A 14755-nucleotide genomic window follows, 5' to 3' on the forward strand; every position below is an offset into this window, starting at 1 on the left:
TTATCTTTTGGTTAATGATGCATCTGAATTTAAAATGGCGCTGGCCACTACGGTATTGGCAGCTATTAAAGCACCGTCCAGCTTTTTATCTACCCGGTACTGGCCGGCAGTAACCCAGCCCTTTTGTTTCTCGGGGTGTGTTTTAAACTTCTTGAGCTCTACCTGTTGCAAGGCCATTAACAGGCTTACTTCATCTGGCGTCGGGTTTCGGCTGGTTAGTTTGCGGTAGGCGGTGGTTATAGCTGCTTTACCGTCAGCGTTTCGGGTCATTTGCTCGCCCAAAACTTTGGCGGCCTCCACAAACGTAGGGTCGTTCAGGGTTACCAAAGCCTGCAACGGTGTATTGGTTTTTTGCCTGCGGATAATACAATAGCTGCGCGATGGCGCGTCAAACGTAGCAAGCGTTGGGTTGGGGACAGATCGCTTTACAATAACGTACAAGCTGCGCCTGTACACCGCCTTCCCGGTATCCGGTGTGTAAGTGGTATTATTAATTTCCCATAAACCGGCAGGCTGGTATGGTTTTATACTTTTGCCGCCTATTTGGGTATTTAACAACCCGCTGGCAAATAAGGCATTGTCGCGAATCATCTCGGCAGGCATCCGGTACGCCGGGCCGTGCGACAGGTAACGATTTTCAGGATCTTTTTCAGCAGCCTCTTTAGTCGGCCGCGAATCCTGGCGGTACGTAGCCGACATCACGATCAATTTATTCAATGCCTTCATATCCCAGCCCTGCTCAACAAAGGTTGTGGCCAGCCAGTCAAGCAGTTCGGGGTGGCTTGGAATTTCGCCCTGGTTGCCAAAGTCCTCGCTGGTTTTCACCAGGCCGGTTCCAAAAAAGTTCTGCCACAAACGGTTTACCGCTACCCTTGCTACCAACGGATTATCGGCATTGGTAGCCCATTGTGCCAGGCCATACCTGTTTTTAGGCAAACCGGCAGCGAATGGCAGTATCGCTTCGGGCGTGTTGGGAAAAACCTGTTCGCTGGGCATATCGTAGTTGCCACGGTTAAGCAGGTACGAGTTTTTAGGCTTAGCCATTTCCTGCATCACCATCAACTCGGCCACGTTTTCGGTCGAATCTGATAAAGTGGTGCGCAAAGCGGTTAACTTTTTTGTTTCGGCCAGCATCAGCGGGTCAACGGCGGTAAGATAGTAGGCTTTTAGCTTAGCAATATCATCGGCACCCAGGGCATCCTTGCTTTTTGCAGCCACCTGCTGCCAGCTATCCTTTTGCGCCAGTATTTTCATCTCGAAAGCGGTAAGGGTCCGGTTGTATACCACAATGTCATCTACCTTTCCATCTTTAAAACCACGCCCGCGTTCCCAGGCGCCTATCTGTAGACCGGGCTGGCTGCCGCCTGTAAATAAAATATCCTTGGTAAGCTGATCCATGGTTGTTTCCATTTTCATTTCGCTGCCATCCAGGTACAATTTAAAGCCGGCGGCACTTGCCGATCCATCATACGTGGCAGTGAGCTGCACCCACCTATCGCGGGGCACATCATCAACGGTAACCAGGGTGATAGCATTTGAAGGCCCGGTGTGGGCCATGTTCAGCTCCAGCTTATTGTTTTTGAGGTATAAATGATAGCCCCTGAAATTGTACAGCCGTTCGGAATTGCCTTTATGGAAAATTACACCTTCGCTCAACTGTTTAGGAATGTTGACCCAAATACCGATGCTAAAGGGCTGCGATTTGCGGAAGACGCCAATCTTATTCAAATCCAGCCAGGTATCGCCATTTAAAGCCAATGCCTTGCCATCGCCCTTAGCCTCAAATAAAGGTGCATCGCCGGCCTGGCCGCCTTCGCGTTTCATGGTGCCCATATCTTTAGGGTTTACGCTGCTTGCCAGGTCGCCCTTATCAAAATTAAAACTGGCCTGTAAGCCATTAGCCGGGATTTTTTCAGTGGCCAGTTTTTTATACTCGCCATTGGCAAGCCATTTATCAAAATCAACTATAGCCTTACTTTCTGTTTGGGCAATGGTGTTTTTTTGCTGCGCGATGTTGTCATTAATAAAAGTAAGTATTTTTTCCTTTTGCGCTGTTGGCAGCATTAATGTCGGTGTTGGCAAGGCATCATCCCAGGATATTTGCCCCGCCTCTTTTACGTTGTTAAAAAAGCTGAACAGCTGGTAGTAATTCTTTTGCGATATCGGGTCGAATTTATGGTCATGGCATTTGGCGCAGCCTACAGTCATCCCTAATACCGCGCTGCCAAAAGTGTTTGTGCGATCAATCACATATTCGGTTTGGTACTCCTCTTCTACAACGCCACCCTCCATATTTTGTTGGTGATTGCGGTTAAAGGCGGTAGCAATGATCATATCTTTTGTAGGGTGTGGCATTAAATCGCCGGCCAATTGCCACTGGATAAATTTATCGTAGCTAAAGTTGCTGTTAAAAGCCTTGATCACCCAATCGCGATAGGGCGACATATCCCTTATCCTATCTACCGTGTACCCATGCGAATCTGCAAAACGGGCGGCATCCAGCCAGTCCACCGCCATTTTTTCGCCATAATACGGCGAAGCCAACAGGCGATCTACCTGTTTTTCGTAAGCGTTGGGCGATGCGTCTTTTAAATAATCATCAATCTCTTTCAGCGTTGGCGGCAGGCCGGTAAGGTCGAGCGAGAGTCTGCGCAACAACAATTCTTTATCAGCTTCTTTAGATGGCAGCAGGTTTTGCCGTTTAAGCCTGGCCAGTACAAAGTTATCAATTGGGTTATTCACAACGCCGTCAACCACGGGAACGGCTGCCTTTACCGGTTTTACAAAGGCCCAATGGGGTTTGTATATGGCCCCGGTTTTTATCCATTTTATAATTACAGCCTTTTCATAAGCCGACAAGGTATGGTGCGATTCGGGCGCGGGCATCAGGTAGGTTGAATCGGTTGATAAAATGCGTTTTACCACCTCGCTATGTTGCAAGTCGCCGGGTTTAATGGCAACAACGCCTATATCGTCGGGTACTTCGGCGTAGGCGTTTGCAGCTATATCCAACCTTAAACCCGCCTTTTGCTTGTTTTTATCGGGTCCATGGCAGGCAAAGCACTTATTGGATAGTATGGGCTTTACATCAATGTTATAATCAACCGTTGGCGGCAAGGCATCGTATGCTTTTTGTACATCAGCGGGCAAGTCGACAGCCGATGAATAAAAAAACAACCCGCTGCCTGTTACCATTACGGCACTCAGCGTTACTAAAAAAGACCTCAGCATCATACAATTTATCAGGTTTGATAATCTGGATAAATCTACGCGGAGCCAGGGATTAAAAATTTCACAAAGGCCACATCAATTTGCACAAATCCGACGTTTACGGGTTAATCTGACGATTAATTTATTAAATTGCATTCCCTTATAGGTATGAACAAAAGCGTTTTAAGATCGACATTCAATTTACTGAACATTGACCATGTAGAACTAAACAAAAACTGGAACTACAAAAACGTTACCAGTACATTTTACCGGCTGTATTATATCGACGGCGGCGAAGGCGTGCTATATAATGCCGATAGCAGCATTAAACTGGAGCCAGACTATATATACCTGGTGCCGAGTTTTACCACCTGCAATTATTATTGCGACAACTATTTAAGCCAGTACTACATCTGCTTTGCCGAGGAATCTGTTGACGGGGCCTCGCTGTTTTCATCAAACCGTAAAATATTTAAGTTAAAAGCCGCCGATAATGCCCTGGCATGTTTTAAACGCATACTGCAATTAAACCCTAACAGAAGTTTGTATATATCCTACAATCCCAAAGTTTACGAGAAGCGACCGGTTCAAAAAAACTTCGAGGAATTGAACCAGTTGACGCATGCCTCGGCTTATATGGAAACTTACGGCTTACTTTTGCAATTGGTATCGATGTTTTTAAAACCGGATGTTTTCTTGATGGAAGATAAAAGCATCATCCACTCCAAAATATCTGATGCTATCAATTATATACAAACCAACCTGCACCAGAACATCACAGTTACCCAGCTGGCCAAACGCGCCAACCATAATGCAGATTATTTTTCGCGCCTGTTTTTTGAGAATACCGGCGAGCGGCCCTTAACCTACATCCAATCAAAACGCATTGAACGCGCGCAATTGTTGCTTACCACAACCAATATGCCTTTTTATGAAATAGCCGCCGAAACAGGTTTTGAGAGCCTTGCCTATTTTTCACGCGTATTCAGGAATATTACCGGGCAAACACCCGGATCATATAAAAAAAACAGCCTGGTAATGTAGCTATACGGCTGAATTCGCTATTAAATGCTGATTAATGCAAATAAAATATTAGTTTTAAAACTGTTTGCCTAAACATCCGGCGCAAATTGAAAATTTGATTCTCTATGATAGGAATAGAACCTGCTGTAACCATATTTCTTACAACCCAGCTGCGCAAAAGTTTAAAAGACCGGGGCATCGTCAGCGAATGGGATAAATATCTTTTGTATGTATTATACGGCGCTGTGGCCGTAATGATGGGGAGCATTTTTCTTGAAAAAGAAGGGCTGATCAGGTGGTTTGGGCATCTTCTTTTAGCATGGCTTATATCGTTACCCTTTACAAAAGAAGAGTTTAAGGCAAATCGATCAATTATCAATTGGGTGCTGCCATTTGCGGTGGCCGTAATTTTTAGCGACCTGGTACGCCTTGTTGCGTCTGGCTTTTACGATGATCATAACGACCTTTTTGAAAACTCGGTAGGCTTTACCGTGCTCTGGCTTTTTGCCATGTGGTGGATAAACCGGAAGCAAGCTAAAGCGCTTGAAACAGAACGGATAAAACGCCGAAATGAAGAAGAACAAAACCGCATGATGGCCGCCATGAAAGTTAACCTGGAAAGCGAAGTAAAGCAACGTACCGCCGAATTAACCAGCCAGAAGGAAGAACTTCAACTCGCTCTATCCGAACTGAGAAGCACCCAGGCACAATTGGTGCAACAGGAAAAAATGGCATCGCTGGGTGAACTTACCGCAGGGATAGCCCATGAAATTCAAAACCCGCTTAATTTTGTGAACAACTTTAGCGAAGTGAGTATCGAATTGCTGGATGAACTTAAAGATGAGGTATTAAGCAAGCTGCCCGACGATATCAAACAGGAAGCGGATGATATTATAAACGATATTACCCAAAACCTAACCAAAATAAACCAGCATGGCAAACGCGCCGATGCCATAGTAAAAGGAATGCTGCAGCATTCGCGTACTACCACGGGTAAAAAAGAGCCAACCGATATTAATGCGCTTGCCGATGAATACCTGCGCTTAAGCTACCATGGTTTACGGGCCAAAGACAAAATGTTTAACGCCGGCATGAAAACCAGTTTCGATGAAAATATTGGTAAAATTGAAGCCATTCCGCAGGATTTAGGGCGGGTATTACTAAACCTGTTTAACAACTCCTTTTACTCGGTTGCCGAAAAGAAAAAGCAAAACATCGCCGGCTATGAGCCAACCGTAACGGTGGTTACCAAAAAATTACCAAACGCTATTGAAATTACCGTAAGCGATAACGGAACAGGCATCCCTCAAAAGGTATTGGACAAAATATACCAGCCATTTTTTACCACCAAACCAACCGGCCAGGGAACTGGTTTAGGCCTGTCTATGAGTTACGATATAATTACCAAAGGCCATGGCGGCGAACTAAAAGTGGAAACAGCCGAGGGTGAGTTTGCCCGGTTTATTATCACTATTCCGGATGTAAAAGCCAATTAATGGCAAAACAGCCGCAATAATGGCGTTTTAGCTGCCTGTTAAATCAATACAAAACCTAAATTTGAAACGAGAATAAAACTATGAAAATACTTGTTGTTGATGACGAGGCCGATGTACAACCATTGTTTTTGCAACGATTTCGCAAAGAGATAAAAAATGGAGAAATCGAGTTCAACTTCGCGCAATCGGGCGAGGAAGCCATGTCGTTTTTGGCGGTTAACCACTCTGAAGTGATCCTGATATTATCCGACATTAATATGCCCGGCATGACGGGGTTAGAATTGCTTGACAAAATAAGGCATACCTACGAAAAACCGCCACCGGTGGTCATGATGATAACCGCTTATGGCGATGATGAAAACTACCAAAAATCGATGGAGTTGGGCGCTAATGACTTCTTAACCAAGCCCCTTGATTTTAATAATTTAAAAGAAAAACTAAAACACATAGAACAATAATGGCCAAAATACTGGTGGTTGACGACGAATTGGACCTGGAGTTGTTAATAAAACAAAAATTCAGGAAAAAGATCCGTGAAAAAGTATATGATTTTGTATTCGCCCACAACGGTTTTGAAGCACTAACCAAACTTGCCGAAGACCCGGAGATTGATATGATTTTGAGTGATATCAATATGCCCGAAATGGACGGCCTCACGCTGCTTACCAAACTGCCCGAAGCCAACCCTATTATAAAAGCTGTAATGGTATCGGCTTACAGCGATATGGACAATATTCGTACCGCCATGAACCGTGGTGCTTTTGACTTTGTTGTTAAGCCGGTAAATTTCGACGACCTGGATATTACCATCGAAAAGACATTAATGCACGTGCTGGAGTTGAAAAAAACCATGCAAGCCATTAAGGAGAATAACATTCTTAAAATGTATGTTGATGAAAATGTGCTTAACTTTATGACCCACAAGGAGTTTGAAACAAGCCTACTGAGCAACGAAACTGTTGATGCCACTGTTTTATTTATCGATATCTGCGGCTTTACGGCCATATCCGAACACGTACCGGCCAATGCTGTGGTAAGTTTAATAAACAAGCTTTTTGATATGATGGTGCAGGAAATTATTGCCCAAACCGGCCACATAGATAAATTTATGGGCGATGCCGTTATGGCGGTTTTCCGCGGAGAGTACCACCTTGACCGCGCCATAGATGCAGCCCTCGCCGTGCGCGAAAAAATGCACAGCACCGAGACTATAGTTTACGGCGATAAAACTTTTAAACCCGATGTATCCATCGGCATCAACTCGGGCGAAATGATATCAGGCAACATTGGTTCTGCCTCCCTGAAACGCCTGGATTATACCGTAATTGGCGATGCCGTAAACCTGGCCCAGCGCCTGCAGGGTGTAGCAAAGGCCAACCAGATTGTGGTTACCGAAGAAGTTTACCAAAAAGCCAAAGAATCCTTCGAGCTCAAAAAAATTGGAGAAGTGACGTTGAAGAACAAAGCGAAGCCGGTGGAGATTTATGAAGTAGTTTCTTGAGTAGTAAGTATCAAGTAGTAAGTATCAAGACAGCTGCAAAAAACCGGGTCAAAAAATCTTACTACTTACTACTTGATACTAAAATCTCAATGCTCCCGTACCCTTTTTTTCAACACCCCACCTGCAGCTTCTTTGATGCTGTTGGTAAATACGAATGCTTTGGGGTCAATGCTATGCACCAGGTTTTTGAGGCGGCGTACTTCGAAGCGGGTTATTACGGTAAAAATGATATCTACAGGTTGGTGAACATCAAAGCTTTCTTTTAAAAAGCCGCGCTCGCCTTTATATATGGTGATGCCCCGGCCCAGTTCCATAACCAGTTTTTGTTTGATGATCTCGCTTTGGCCGGATATGATGTTTACCGCCGTGTATTCTTCCAGCCCGTCAATTACAAAGCTAATGGTGCGCGATGCGGTGTAGTAGGTTAAAATGGAGTATAATGCGGTTGGCAGGCCAAGTTCAAACGCAGCTATTAAAAATATAATAATGTTGATGCCTAAAATAATCTCGCTAATAGTAAAACTACTGCGCTTTAAGGTGTAAAGCGCCAATATCTCAATCCCATCTAACGCACAGCCGCCACGAATAGAAAGGCCAACACCCAGGCCCATAAACACACCGCCGAATATGGATACCAATAGCTTATCGGATGTAATAACCGGATAAGGTACATACAACAAGCAAACCCCAAGCCCTATTACGCAGGCAAAAGTTTTGAGCGCAAAAGACCTGTTCACCTGGAACATTCCCATAATGATGAACGGAATATTGGCAGCTATAATCACAAAAGCGATATTGATGTGATAAAGCTCATGAATCAGCAGGGATATACCTGTTACGCCTCCATCAAAAAATTGGTTAGGCACCAAAAAACCTTTCAGGGCAAATCCGCAAAATAAAATCCCGATAATTACGGTTACTACATCCTTAATTATTTCAGATAAACTATGTTCCGGTTTAGTCATGTATAGTACTTTATATTAATCTTTCAGTTATTGTACACAGGTGCTTTTCTTTTTCAGCTTCTCTTAAACCGATAGCTGTTTTGGTAAAATAGCGGTGGCTTTTCAGAAAGCTTACCTGCTGCTTATCCCACTCCTGTTCTGTTTTCAGTTTATAGGTTATTTCAAGTTCCGAAAATAACCTTTTACTAAGGATAAAAAAATCATTCCGACCTAAATAATCCAAATCGGCATCACAAATAATTTCGCCAAGCTTGTTATGCGGTTTCTGGGGTATTTTGGTAGCCATAATGATATCGCAAACAACGGCTATCTGGGCATCGGTATAATTAAAGGCCGGCAGATGCTCGCGGGCTATTTTACAGGAGTTGCTTTCATGATCATCTACCCCGCACAAAAAACCCGAATCATGAAACAGGGCGGCTGTAAGCAGCAAAGTAGTGTCTGCTAAATCGATACCTTCACCCAACGCTAACTGTTTAGCAGCGTTGCATACATCCTGCGCATGGGTTGCATTGTGGTAGTAAAAATGTACCGGGAGTTCGCGTTTTATTTTATCCAGGATAAATTCCCCGGCCTTATCAATCTGCATTGGTTATAAATTCGCTGCTAATATAATAAAATGTGTTATCGTACATGAATCTGATGCGCCACCACAAAATAAGTTACGCGGGTGCCGGGGGAATCGCCTTTAAAAGTTTGTCTATCGGATGATGGGTAGCCTCTACGAGGCAAAATATTTTTTTGTTTTGGTTGCTACAAACGGGTAGCCTCTACGAGGCACACTACTACCGGTAAATACAGGCAGGGTTATTAAAACTGTAAACTTTCTTTAAAAGCTGTATAAAAACGAGATTTGTTTATTGCCGTTGACTTTAGTCAACGGTAACAGAAGGTACCGTTGCTGGCTTTAGCCAAAATATTCAGTGGAATTTGGCTAAAGCCATTCGCCTTTTAGTCATTATTCCGTTGACTAAAGTCAACGGCAATGATTTTTACATGATACATAAGTAATCTAAATCAAATTTAGACAGGTTCTTAGGACGATAACGTTTCCTTTTATGTAAACTCATTTCAGTACAAGACCCATTTTAGCTAACAATCTTTGCCTCGTAGAGGCTACCTGTTTGTAGCAATATTTACAAATCTTTTTTTGCCTCGTAGAGGCTACCTTTTTAAATAGCGCTTACGTTTTAAAAGTTCCAACGCGATTAACCTGACGCAGGTATGCCACATGCCAAATTATACGTGTAAAAAACTATATTAGCTACATGAATGATTGGTTCAAAAACTACAAGGGCATTATATTGCTGATGGCGGGTATTATAGTTGGCAGTATTGCCGGCATTTTTTTAGGCGATAAGGTAAGTATTATTAAACCCATAGGCGATATTTTCCTGAACCTGTTATTCACCGCCGTGGTACCCCTGGTTTTCTTTGCCATCGCATCGGCCATTGCCGGGTTGGATGCCACAAATAAGCTGGGGAAGTTATTAGGAGTAACCTCGCTGGTATTTTTGGGTACTGTACTGATAGCGGCCATAGTAACTATTATTGCTATCTGGATCTTCCCCATTCATCAGCATTTGGTGGCCAACCCCATTACGGAAGCCATTGACAAAAAACCTTTGGGCGACCAGCTCACCAACCTATTTACCACCAGCGAATTTTACCAGTTGTTATCGCGCAAAAGCATGATGGCCATGATCATATTTTCGGTACTTATTGGCTTTGCCACCCTTAATGCCGGCGAAAAAGGCGCTGCTTTTACCCGCTTTTTGCATAGCGGTAATGAGGTATTTAAAAATATTTTTATCCTGATTATGAAACTGGGGCCTATTGGGTTAGGGGCTTATTTTGCTTACCAGGTGGGCGTTTTCGGCCCGCAGCTATTTGGGGGTTACGCCCGTTCGATGGCTTTGTATTATGGCGTGGGCGCGTTTTATTTTGTGGTGATATTTAGCTTATATGCTTTCATAGCGGGCGGCGTAGGTGCGGTAAAAAGGTACTGGAAAAATAACATTATCCCATCGGCTACGGCAGTAGGCACCTGTAGCAGTATTGCAACCATCCCGGCAAATTTAGATGCCGCAAAAAAAATGGGCATCCGCGATGTTATTGCCAATGTGACTATCCCGCTGGGCGGCACCCTGCACAAGGATGGCTCGAGCATATCCTCAATTGTGAAAATGGCGGTGGTGTTTGCACTCTTCGGCAATAGCTTTAATAACGTACAAACCATTGTGGTAGCGCTGGCTTTAACAGTACTGGTAAGCCTGGTTGAAGGCGGCATACCCAACGGCGGTTATATAGGCGAATTGTTGTTTATATCGGCCTACGGCTTTCCGCCCGAAGCCTTACCGCCCGCTATGATCATTGGCACGTTGGTTGACCCCATGGCTACCCTGCTAAATGCGACCGGCGATACCGTGGCTGCCATGATGATTTCCCGCTTCGTAGATGGAAAAAACTGGATGGGCCCTGAACCTCTGAAGGGGTAGGAAGACTGGGCAAACGCCTCTGATTGGGTTAACATAACTTAACACATTTCGGAAAAAATATTTATAAATATTTGATAATCAATATCTTATATTTTATCATGGTTAACACTAAATTGAGCGCAATTTAGGCGCATTCTAATACTTTTGCCTGTTGCTGGCTAATACAAGTCCCTTCGGTAACCGGATCATTTAACCAGGATCAGCCAATAAAAACAGGGTGTTGTTTGATGCTTATATCGCTCATTCCATTAGCTATTTGGATGCGTTTGCCCTGGAGAGAAAGAATCTCAGCTTTTTGATAGAAAACAAATTAGCTATATTTGTTAAACACCTACCTGCCATGCTACACATATTATATATCATCGCCATTATTGCCGAAGCCATGACGGCAGCCCTATCTGCCGGGCGCCGGGATATGGATTGGGTGGGCGTTTGTATTATTGCCTGGGTAACTGCATTAGGCGGCGGCACAGTGCGCAATATCCTGTTTAACCACTACCCTATGAGTTGGGTTGAACATCCCGAATACCTGGTGATAACCGCCGGCGCAGCGATATTGGCAGCCGTTATAGCCCGCCTGATGACCAAAATGAAAACGCTATTCCTATACCTTGATGCGCTGGGTTTGGTAGTATTTACCATTATAGGCTGCCAGATAGCGCAGCAAATAAACCTGCCGGCTACTATTGTATTATTAAGCGGAATGATAACGGGCTGCGCCGGCGGCGTACTGCGCGACGTGCTTTGTAACGAGGTCCCTTTACTATTCCGCAAGGAGATTTATGCAAGTGCATCAATAGTTACCGGGGCTGTTTACTTAGGGATTGAATATTTGGGCGCCAGCGATGCGGTTGCCATAATAATTGCTTGTATCATTGGCCTGGCGTTACGCCTGCTATCCATCAAATACAACTGGCAAATGCCCAAGTTTGTTTACCGGGAAGAATGGCATTAAGCTTACTTTAGACAGCAGTCTCATACATGCTAAGTCCCACATAGTTCGGGATTATTAATGTTGTGTTTTGATTTTCATAGGTATTAATGAGCTCCCTGCGGTCGGTTATCTTCGTGCCTTATGATGACGTGTTTGTAAGTTACTGATTGTCAATATCAAATATCCGTCATTGCGAGGCACGAAGCAATCCCCGACATGCTAAGTCCCACATAGTTTGGGATTGCTTCGTGCCTCGCAATGACGGTAGTTTTGGACTTTGGTTTAACTATATTTCGTTGCACGTCATCCCCATTTTTTTCAGGATCATCCTGATGGATACTTATAATGACATAATTATAATACGCTGATTATCAAGCGTATTTTTTATTCCCCTCTCGAGAGGGGGCGCGGTAGGAGGTGCGTTGGCAGGGGTGTGTTTTTCCGCGTTTCATTGCGCGTGCATAACACACCCCTCCGCCCCTCTCAAGAGGGGAATCGCACTTTTCCACCGCTTTTTAAAAGGAAGCGCAAATCTGATGGTACCCAGAATAACCCCATTTGCAACCATGTCATTACTGTTTTTTCCAGCCGAAGCTGATGGATACTCGCTATGACATAATGAGAAAAGACTTAAGCCCGTCATCGTTCCCCCTTCAGGGGGTTAGGGGGCTTCGTTTGATAAGGAGTAAGGCACATCGCTATCCTTTACCCCTCTTGTTTTATTAGGCGTTGGGGCCATATTAAAGTTGATGGTTGCGCCTTTTTGTAACTCCTTGTGGCTTAACCAGTTTAAATCATAAGGCTTGCCGTTTACGCTCATGGTATTGATGTACCGGTTGGCGTAATTATTATTGGCGGCATTGATGGTTACCGTTTTGCCGTTCTCGAGCTTTAAAGTGATCTTTTTAAACAAAGGCGCACCCAGCACATATTGGTCGCTGGCCGGCGTTACCGGGTAGAAGCCCATTGCCGAGAATACGTACCAGGCCGAAGTTTGCCCGTTATCTTCATCGCCGCAATAACCATCGGGGGTGGCTTTGTACAGCTTGTTCATTACATCGCGTACATGGAGCTGGGTTTTCCATGGTTCGCCGGCGTAGTTGTACAGGTAAATCATGTGCTGTATAGGCTGGTTACCATGGGCATATTGCCCCATATTCACAATCTGCATCTCGCGGATTTCGTGGATAGTTTCACCGTAGTAGCTATCGTCAAAAACAGGCGGCAGGGTAAATACCGAATCGAGCTTGTTAACAAATTGCTTTTTGCCACCCATCAGGTTTATCAGCCCCTGGATATCATGGAACACACTCCAGCTGTAATGCCAGCTGTTGCCCTCGGTAAAGGCATCGCCCCATTTAAACGGACTAAAAGGCGTTTCAAATGAGCCATCCTTGTTTTTACCGCGCATTAACCCGGTTGATGGATCAAACAGATTTTTGTAGTTCATGCTGCGCTTTTTGTAAACATCTGTTTCAGCAGCAGGTTTGCCTAAGGCTTTACCTAATTTATAAATGGTGAAGTCATCGTAAGCATACTCCAGGGTACGGGCTGCATTTTCGTTTATCTTAACATCATAAGGTACATAGCCTAATGTGTTGTAGTACTCCACCCCTTCGCGGCCGGTTGCTGCCGGCCCTTTGTTGTTCGCACCGTGTACCAAGGCTTCATACAGTTTCTCGATATCATAACCTTTGCCTCCTTTCAGGTAGGCTTCGGATACAACAGATGCAGAGTTGTTGCCTATCATTACAGCAGAATATCCGGGACTGGACCACTCCGGCAGCCAGCCGCCTTCTTTATAATCGTTAATAAGGCCTTCCTGCATCTCTTTATTAATCGAAGGATAAACCAGGTTCAGGAACGGGTACAGCGCCCTGAAGGTATCCCAAAAGCCGGTACCGGCAAACTTATAGCCGGGGAATACTTTACCTGTAGATGCGCTGTAGTGTACAATATTTCCTTTCTCGTCTATCTCATACAGTTTATTCGGGAAGAAAACCATACGGTACATACAGGAGTAAAAAGTACGTGTCTGATCGATAGTGCCACCCTCAACAGTTAAGCGGCTAAGGGTTTTATTCCAAACGTCTTTAGCTTTTTGTTTGGTTACGTCAAAGCTGTCGTTGCCTACTTCCCTTTTCAGGTTCAGTTCGGCCTGCTCAATGCTGATGAATGACGAAGCTACCCGCAGATGTACTTTCTCGCCATGGGTAGTGGCAAAACCTATTAAAGCGCTTGCATGCTCGGCTTTCAGTTCCAGGCCATTGCTCAGAGTTGTATCGCTGTAGGTTTGCGCAATGGTGATAGGCTTATCTACATAAATAACAAAGTAGTTCTTAAAGTTTTTTAAGGGGCCGCGGGCGTACTTGGTAGAGTAACCTACTATCTTTTTTTCGCCGGGAATAATCTTTACGTATGATCCTTTGTTCAGCGCGTCTATCACAATAAATGAGCTGTCCGTTTTGGGATAAGTAAACCTGAACTGGGCCGCCCTTTCTGTTGGTGTAATCTCGGTAGTTACATCATGATCGGCCAGGTAAACGCTGTAGTAATATGGTTTGGCAATCTCAGCCTTGTGCGAAAACCAGCTTGCCCGACCGTTTTGCGATACTTTTAAATGTTTGGTTACCGGCATTATAGCAAACTGCCCATAATCATTCATCCATGGCGATGGCTGGTGGGTTTGCTTAAAGCCACGTATTTTATGGGCATCATAAGTATAAGCCCATCCATCGCCCATTACACCGGTTTGGGGTGTCCAAAAGTTCATGCCCCAGGGCAGTGCAATTGCCGGGTAAGTGTTACCGTTGGATAAATCATAATGCGAATCGGTACCCATCAGCGGGTTAATGTATTCAACAGGGTCGGTTACTTTATTTACCTGCTGCGCCATGGCACATGTGGCAGCCATTAATAATGAACCAATGAGTACAATGTTTTTCTTCATTCCGGGAGACATTTAATATTTTTCAATTTACCTGTAAATATAAAAGACCAGCTGCATTGGCCGGTCTTTTATATTTAAATATTTAGCTTCACCCTGCCCTCTCCAAAGGAGAGGGTTCTTGATTTGAATGTTTTTTTAAGTCCTCTCTTTTGGAGAGGATTTAGGTGAGGCCCTTTTA

10 protein-coding genes are annotated in these 14755 nt (G+C 44.4%); 6 read left to right on the top strand and 4 right to left on the bottom strand.

Features of this window, described 5'->3' with window-relative positions; all coding sequences use genetic code 11:
- On the bottom strand, positions 1-3234 hold the full coding sequence (locus ACFGVS_RS08950; protein ID WP_439698352.1) for a DUF1553 domain-containing protein: 3234 nt from the start codon (positions 3232-3234) through the stop codon (positions 1-3).
- Positions 3235-3378: 144 nt separating this feature from the next.
- Here ACFGVS_RS08950 and ACFGVS_RS08955 point away from each other — a divergent pair, with 144 nt between their 5' ends.
- The 4 genes from ACFGVS_RS08955 (at position 3379) to ACFGVS_RS08970 (ending at position 7230) form a co-directional block, all read left to right on the top strand.
- The gene (locus ACFGVS_RS08955) at positions 3379-4254 is read left to right on the top strand and encodes a helix-turn-helix domain-containing protein (protein ID WP_439698353.1); all 876 of its coding nucleotides are present in this window, start codon (positions 3379-3381) and stop codon (positions 4252-4254) included.
- Between the two features lie 104 nt (positions 4255-4358).
- Positions 4359-5729, top strand: a complete 1371-nt coding sequence (locus ACFGVS_RS08960) for a sensor histidine kinase (RefSeq protein ID WP_439698354.1) — start codon at positions 4359-4361, stop codon at positions 5727-5729.
- 80 nt (positions 5730-5809) lie between these two features.
- On the top strand, positions 5810-6187 hold the full coding sequence (locus ACFGVS_RS08965) for a response regulator (protein WP_090651949.1): 378 nt from the start codon (positions 5810-5812) through the stop codon (positions 6185-6187).
- Complete coding sequence (locus tag ACFGVS_RS08970; RefSeq protein ID WP_439698355.1) at positions 6187-7230, top strand: adenylate/guanylate cyclase domain-containing protein; 1044 nt, start codon at positions 6187-6189, stop codon at positions 7228-7230. The genes ACFGVS_RS08965 and ACFGVS_RS08970 overlap by 1 nt, the downstream gene beginning before the upstream one ends.
- A gap of 86 nt (positions 7231-7316) precedes the next feature.
- On the opposite strand, the gene ACFGVS_RS08975 is transcribed toward ACFGVS_RS08970, so the two are convergent.
- Together ACFGVS_RS08975 and ACFGVS_RS08980 are read right to left on the bottom strand one after the other, a co-directional pair.
- Positions 7317-8195, bottom strand: coding sequence for a YitT family protein (locus tag ACFGVS_RS08975; protein ID WP_274212761.1), 879 nt, complete (start codon positions 8193-8195; stop codon positions 7317-7319).
- Between the two features lie 10 nt (positions 8196-8205).
- Entirely contained in the window at positions 8206-8784 is a 579-nt protein-coding gene (locus ACFGVS_RS08980) for an HD domain-containing protein (RefSeq protein WP_439698356.1), read from the bottom strand.
- Positions 8785-9463: 679 nt separating this feature from the next.
- Here ACFGVS_RS08980 and ACFGVS_RS08985 point away from each other — a divergent pair.
- Together ACFGVS_RS08985 and ACFGVS_RS08990 are read left to right on the top strand one after the other, a co-directional pair.
- Complete coding sequence (locus ACFGVS_RS08985) at positions 9464-10693, top strand: dicarboxylate/amino acid:cation symporter (protein WP_439698357.1); 1230 nt, start codon at positions 9464-9466, stop codon at positions 10691-10693.
- 340 nt (positions 10694-11033) lie between these two features.
- On the top strand, positions 11034-11648 hold the full coding sequence (locus ACFGVS_RS08990) for a trimeric intracellular cation channel family protein (RefSeq protein ID WP_439698358.1): 615 nt from the start codon (positions 11034-11036) through the stop codon (positions 11646-11648).
- A gap of 640 nt (positions 11649-12288) precedes the next feature.
- Here the strand turns inward: ACFGVS_RS08990 and ACFGVS_RS08995 are convergent.
- Positions 12289-14577 carry a GH92 family glycosyl hydrolase gene (locus ACFGVS_RS08995; protein WP_439698359.1) on the bottom strand — a complete coding sequence of 763 codons (2289 nt, stop codon included), beginning with the start codon at positions 14575-14577 and terminating at the stop codon, positions 12289-12291.
- Positions 14578-14755 lie beyond the last annotated feature (178 nt).

The sequence above is a fragment of the Mucilaginibacter sediminis genome, from assembly GCF_051903035.1.
In the GTDB taxonomy this organism is placed as follows: Bacteria; Bacteroidota; Bacteroidia; order Sphingobacteriales; family Sphingobacteriaceae; genus Mucilaginibacter.

Bases quoted from the DNA above. Each gene is read 5' to 3' on its own strand.
- ACFGVS_RS08980 (WP_439698356.1), bottom strand. From the start codon at position 8,784: ATGCAGATTGATAAGGCCGGGGAATTTATCCTGGATAAAATAAAACGC.
- ACFGVS_RS08970 (WP_439698355.1), top strand. From the start codon at position 6,187: ATGGCCAAAATACTGGTGGTTGACGACGAATTGGACCTGGAGTTGTTA.
- ACFGVS_RS08965 (WP_090651949.1), top strand. From the start codon at position 5,810: ATGAAAATACTTGTTGTTGATGACGAGGCCGATGTACAACCATTGTTT.
- ACFGVS_RS08995 (WP_439698359.1), bottom strand. From the start codon at position 14,577: ATGAAGAAAAACATTGTACTCATTGGTTCATTATTAATGGCTGCCACA.
- ACFGVS_RS08985 (WP_439698357.1), top strand. From the start codon at position 9,464: ATGAATGATTGGTTCAAAAACTACAAGGGCATTATATTGCTGATGGCG.
- ACFGVS_RS08990 (WP_439698358.1), top strand. From the start codon at position 11,034: ATGCTACACATATTATATATCATCGCCATTATTGCCGAAGCCATGACG.
- ACFGVS_RS08950 (WP_439698352.1), bottom strand. From the start codon at position 3,234: ATGATGCTGAGGTCTTTTTTAGTAACGCTGAGTGCCGTAATGGTAACA.
- ACFGVS_RS08975 (WP_274212761.1), bottom strand. From the start codon at position 8,195: ATGACTAAACCGGAACATAGTTTATCTGAAATAATTAAGGATGTAGTA.
- ACFGVS_RS08955 (WP_439698353.1), top strand. From the start codon at position 3,379: ATGAACAAAAGCGTTTTAAGATCGACATTCAATTTACTGAACATTGAC.
- ACFGVS_RS08960 (WP_439698354.1), top strand. From the start codon at position 4,359: ATGATAGGAATAGAACCTGCTGTAACCATATTTCTTACAACCCAGCTG.